This is a genomic window from Allosphingosinicella sp., assembly GCF_036387215.1.
Taxonomy (GTDB): Bacteria; Pseudomonadota; Alphaproteobacteria; order Sphingomonadales; family Sphingomonadaceae; genus Allosphingosinicella.
Genome location: NZ_DASVUE010000373.1, coordinates 1 through 4,628, shown reverse-complemented (window position 1 = coordinate 4,628; position 4,628 = coordinate 1). Strand labels below are relative to the sequence as shown.

Genomic DNA, 4,628 nt, shown 5'->3' with positions numbered 1-4,628 from the left:
TTCCCCACTGCTGCCTCCCGTAGGAGTCTGGGCCGTGTCTCAGTCCCAGTGTGGCTGATCATCCTCTCAGACCAGCTAAAGATCGTAGCCTTGGTGAGCCTTTACCTCACCAACTAGCTAATCTTACGCGGGCTCATCCTTTGGCGATAAATCTTTGGACCGAAGTCATCATCCGGTATTAGCTCAAGTTTCCCTGAGTTATTCCGAACCAAAGGGCAGATTCCCACGCGTTACGCACCCGTGCGCCACTAGACCCGAAGGTCTCGTTCGACTTGCATGTGTTAGGCATGCCGCCAGCGTTCGTTCTGAGCCAGAATCAAACTCTCAAGTTTATGTACGACAACCACCTCGCGGGAAAACGCGAAGCAGAAGCCGGCATCTCTGGGAGCCGTTCCTGCACAAATACATATTACTGTGGATATGTAAGAGGACATTCGAGAACCCGCCGAGCAAGCTCGACGAGGACCCGTTAAGGAACGGCTTGAATTTAACCGATCGTCCGGCACCCAGAGGTTGCCGGTGACCGGAGCCGCCGCCCACATGTCCCTTCATCTAAAACCAACAATGTCAAAGAGCCGACGCTTCACCTCCCCCGTTTTACCGGGGCACCGGATCATCCGATTGGTGAAGCGCGAACGAGGCCTACCCGAAGGCCGTCCTCGTCGGTGAAAAGCCATATATGATCGAGATTATCGACCGTCAACAGCTTTTTCGAAAACTTTTTGGAGAAGCTTTCTTCCGGTCGGTCGCTGGCTGCATCAGCCGTGAGCCCCGCCGGTGAGTGGTCATATGGCGTCGGCCGAGCCGATCGTCAAGACCATTTTTCGAAAGCTTTTCGAAAAGTTTTCAATGACTAAGCCGAGGAAGCTCCAAGGCCGTGCCATCACGCGAGGCCATATGGGAGGGAAAATTCCCGCCGTCAATGGCCTCTAAATTCTCTCGATTTCAAAGAGCCGAAAGGCACCTTGGCAACGGCAGCGCCGTTCCCGAGGGAGCCGATCGATAAGGGGTCGCGACGGTCTGCGGATCCACAAGGATCGCTCACGCCGCGGTGGCCATATGGAAAGGTCGAACCCGTCCGTCAATGGCCTGACGCCCCGAAATTTCAAAGAAGCGGGCAGCCTCAACAGCGGGTTAACCCCCATGCTGTATGCGCCGTCCGATCGAGGATTTAGGTGCAAGGATCAGGCCTTCAAGTGGGTGCCGAGGAAAAAATCCAGCCGCACGAAGCAGTTGGCTTCACCCAGCGGGTGAAGCGCGCGATCGTCTGGCGCTCCGGCAGCCAGGTTGCCGGGCAAATCCTCACCTGGGGCGCGACCTTCCTCGTCATCCGGATGCTGGAGCCGAGCGACTACGGCCTGTTCGCGATGACCCAGGTGGTACTCGTCTTCCTCAATCTGATGAACGGCTGGGGATTCGCGAACTCGCTCGTCCGCGACGAATCGATATCGCCGCGGAAGATCCGCCAGGCGTTCGGGATGCTGATCCTCCTGAACGGCGCGCTGGGCGCCGGGCAGCTGATGCTTGCACCGGTGGCCGCAGCCTATTTCCACCAGCCGATGCTGGCCGATCTGCTTCGAGTCCAGGCGCTCCTCTTTATGACGACGCCCCTGATCGCGGTGCCGAGCGCCCTCCTCAGCCGCGAGATGAACTTCAAGAGCCTTGCGCAGGTCGACCTCGCCGCCGCCGCCCTCAGCGCCGCCACGATGCTGACGCTCGCCTATCTCGGCTACGGCGTCTGGACGCTGGTGCTCGGCGGGCTGGCGCTGTTCTGGACGCGCGCTGTCGGACTGGCGGTGAAGACAAGGTGGCTGGTGGCGCCCAGCTTCCGATTCGAGGGCGCCGGCGCAATGTTCCGGTACGGAAGCGCGATGGTGGCCGTGCAATCCTTCTGGTTCGTGCAGAGCCAGAGCGACGTCTTCATCGCGGGCCGAGTGCTCAGCGCGCACGATCTCGGCCTCTATACCACGGCATTGTTCCTGACGCAGATCCTGACGCACAAGTTCGTGCCGCCGCTGAACGAAGTGGCCTATTCCGCTTATTCGCGGATCCAGGACGATCCGAGCGCAGTCGCCTTCTCCTTCCTGAAGTCGGTGCGGCTGATCCTCCTGATCGCGATGCCGTTCTACCTGGGCCTTGCCGCCACCGCCGAGCCGCTGGTGCTGACGGTGCTTGGAGAGAAATGGGCCGCGACCGCGCCGCTGGTCCGGACGCTCGGGCTGGCGATGCCGTTCCTGACGCTGCAGCTCCTCTTCACGCCCGCCACCAACGCGCTCGGCCGCCCCGCAATTGCCCTTCGGATCGCGATTTCGGGCGCGTTCACGCTATCGGTGGCGTTCCTGATCGGCATCCACTGGGGCACTCAAGGGATGGCCTGGGCATGGCTCATGGCATTGCCCATCCATCTCGCGATCAGCGCCGCCCTCGCGCTGCCGGTGATCGGCGCCGCACCGATGGCGCTGGCACGGGCGGCAGCGCCGGCGTTCGGCGCCGCCGGGCTGATGGCCTTGCTCGTGCTCGCGATCGACTCGGTGCTTCCGCCGCTGGCGGCGCAGACGCGGCTCGCGATTCTGGTGGGTTCGGGCGCGGCGGCTTATGCGGCCCTGTTGTTCCTGTTCGCGAGAGCGGTGATCGAGGAGATGCTGGCGCTCGTACGGAGGCGACCCGCAGCCGCTCAGGCGCTCTGAATATAGGCCCGCATCGCCTCGGCTTCCTGCTCGATCCGTGCGATCCGATGGGCGACGAGATCGCCGATCGAGACCAGCCCCACCAGCCGCTCGCCCTCCACCACCGGAAGATGCCTGATCCGGCGCTGGCTCATCATCGAAAGCGCGGCGAGGACCGGAACGTCGGCCGTGACGGTGATCGCCGGTGCGGTCATGACCTTCTCGACGAGCAGGTCGAGCACCGATTCGCCGTCGCGCGCGAGGCAGTAGATGATGTCGCGCTCGGACATGATCCCCACGACCTTGCCGTCCCGTACGACCGGCAGCGAGCCGATCCTGTTTTCGGCGAGCAGGCGCACCGCCTCCCGAACCGGAGTGTCGCACTCGACGCTGACGAGCCGCTCGCCCTTTTGCCGGAGGATCGATTCGATGGTCATGAGCGCAGCCTCCTCGGATGCCTTTGGTCAACGCCTACTCAAGCCTTGATGATCCCATGCCGCGCCTCCAAATGGAAGCATGCCCAGACCCGATCCCGCTCCGCCCTCCATGCAACGCACCGCCGAGGCCTGGGCGCGCTACAAGCGGCTGATGTCGTGGATGGCGGTTGCCGCCGTGGTGGCGGTGCTGCTGGCGCTCATCTACCTCAAGAGTTCCGGCCAGCCCGTGCCGATCCACATGGTGATCGCCACCATCGCCGGGGTCGGATTTTCGGTGCTGCTTGGCACCGGCCTGATGGGGCTCGTCTACTTCAGCAACAATAGCGGGCACGACGAGGCAGCCCACCGCGGAGAAGACCGGAATGACTGAGACGCGCGGCGAGCCGATCCTGAGGGTCGTGCCGAGGCCCGGGGACATCAACGCCAACGGCCATATCTTCGGCGGCTGGGTGCTCAGCCAGATGGACATCGCCGCCGGCATCGTCGCCTCGCGCCGCGCAAACAGCTCGGTCGCCACCGTCGCCATCGAGGCGATGGAGTTCATCGCCCCTATCCTCCTCCACGACGTGATCTCGGTCTATGCCAATATCGAGCGGACCGGCCGCACCTCGATGGGCATTCGAATCGAAGTGATCGCGACCCGCAACCGCGGCACCGAGGATGTGAAGGTGACGGAAGCCCTGTTCACCTTCGTCGCCCTCGACGAGAACAACCGCCCCCGCGCGCTCCCGCAGCTCAACTAGGCTTGGGCACCCGGTAGCGGAGCGTACGGCTGCCGTTCGCCGGCACCATCACCGACCAGAACGGTCGCCCGTCGCGGCGCGCGAGCTTCGAGTCCGGCTTGAACGCCTCATCGGCATCCAGCTCGGCCTCGAAACGCACCGGCTGCGAGCGATCGTTGGTGACGGTGAGATAGACGATCCGCTCAGCCTTCGAGGGGCTGTCGGAGACAGTCGTCGTGGCAATCACGCCGGTGGCGGAGCCGATCTCGATCTCCACATCCTCTCCCACCGCCTTGTCGTCGACAAAGCCTTCGCCGAGCAGGAGCGGCCGCTCGCGCCCCGCGCCGAACAGCACCACCCGCCCCGCCGGAAGCGGGAGCCCAAGCCCCTCGGCCTTGCGGTTCTTGGTGACGAGGATCCGCGAGATCCCGCTTATCGGCGGCGGCTCCTGGGCAAGGATGCGGATCCGATAGACCATCTCCACCTTGACCCCCGGCTGCTCGAGCATGGCCACCTGCTTCTGGCTGCGCGAGGCGACCGTCACCGGATCGGGGATCCGGTAGAGTTTCAAGTCTCCAAGCTCCTCCTGCACCGCCTTTCGGCTCACCCGGCTGCCGGTGACCACGATCTCGGAAGAATCGGAAATCGCCATGGGCACCATAGCCGGAGGTGGCGGGGGCGGAGGCGGCGGAGGTCCTCCGGCCCAGCTCTCGCGCTGCTCGATGTCGGAGGTGGTCGCGCTGGGCCAGCAGCGGAGGCGCACCTCGTCTCCCGAAGGCCGCGGCCCCTGATTGAAATCCTCG

The 4,628-nt window shown here is 63.8% G+C and carries 4 protein-coding genes, 1 rRNA gene and 1 pseudogene; 3 read left to right on the top strand and 3 right to left on the bottom strand.

What is annotated here, in order from left to right:
- Positions 1–332: ribosomal RNA gene (locus VF662_RS14645) — 16S ribosomal RNA — on the bottom strand; the annotation flags it as partial.
- 864 nt (positions 333–1,196) lie between these two features.
- On the opposite strand from VF662_RS14645, the gene VF662_RS14640 reads away from it, so the two are divergent.
- On the top strand, positions 1,197–2,687 hold the full coding sequence (locus tag VF662_RS14640; RefSeq protein ID WP_464142568.1) for a lipopolysaccharide biosynthesis protein: 1,491 nt from the start codon (positions 1,197–1,199) through the stop codon (positions 2,685–2,687).
- Here the strand turns inward: VF662_RS14640 and VF662_RS14635 are convergent.
- Positions 2,675–3,103: a CBS domain-containing protein gene (locus VF662_RS14635; RefSeq protein ID WP_464142566.1), complete on the bottom strand. Its 429-nt coding sequence runs from the start codon at positions 3,101–3,103 to the stop codon at positions 2,675–2,677. The two genes, VF662_RS14640 and VF662_RS14635, sit on opposite strands and share 13 nt — an antisense overlap.
- Positions 3,104–3,182: 79 nt before the next feature.
- On the opposite strand from VF662_RS14635, the gene VF662_RS14630 reads away from it, so the two are divergent.
- Both VF662_RS14630 and VF662_RS14625 read left to right on the top strand, forming a co-directional pair.
- Positions 3,183–3,473 (top strand): hypothetical protein, encoded by a 291-nt coding sequence (locus VF662_RS14630; RefSeq protein WP_464142564.1) that lies wholly within the window; start codon positions 3,183–3,185, stop codon positions 3,471–3,473.
- Positions 3,466–3,846, top strand: coding sequence for an acyl-CoA thioesterase (locus tag VF662_RS14625; RefSeq protein WP_464142562.1), 381 nt, complete (start codon positions 3,466–3,468; stop codon positions 3,844–3,846). Before VF662_RS14630 ends, VF662_RS14625 begins: the two co-directional genes overlap by 8 nt.
- Here the strand turns inward: VF662_RS14625 and VF662_RS14620 are convergent.
- Positions 3,839–4,628 (bottom strand): annotated as a pseudogene (locus VF662_RS14620) (hypothetical protein); the annotation flags it as partial. The gene VF662_RS14625 and the pseudogene VF662_RS14620 overlap by 8 nt on opposite strands.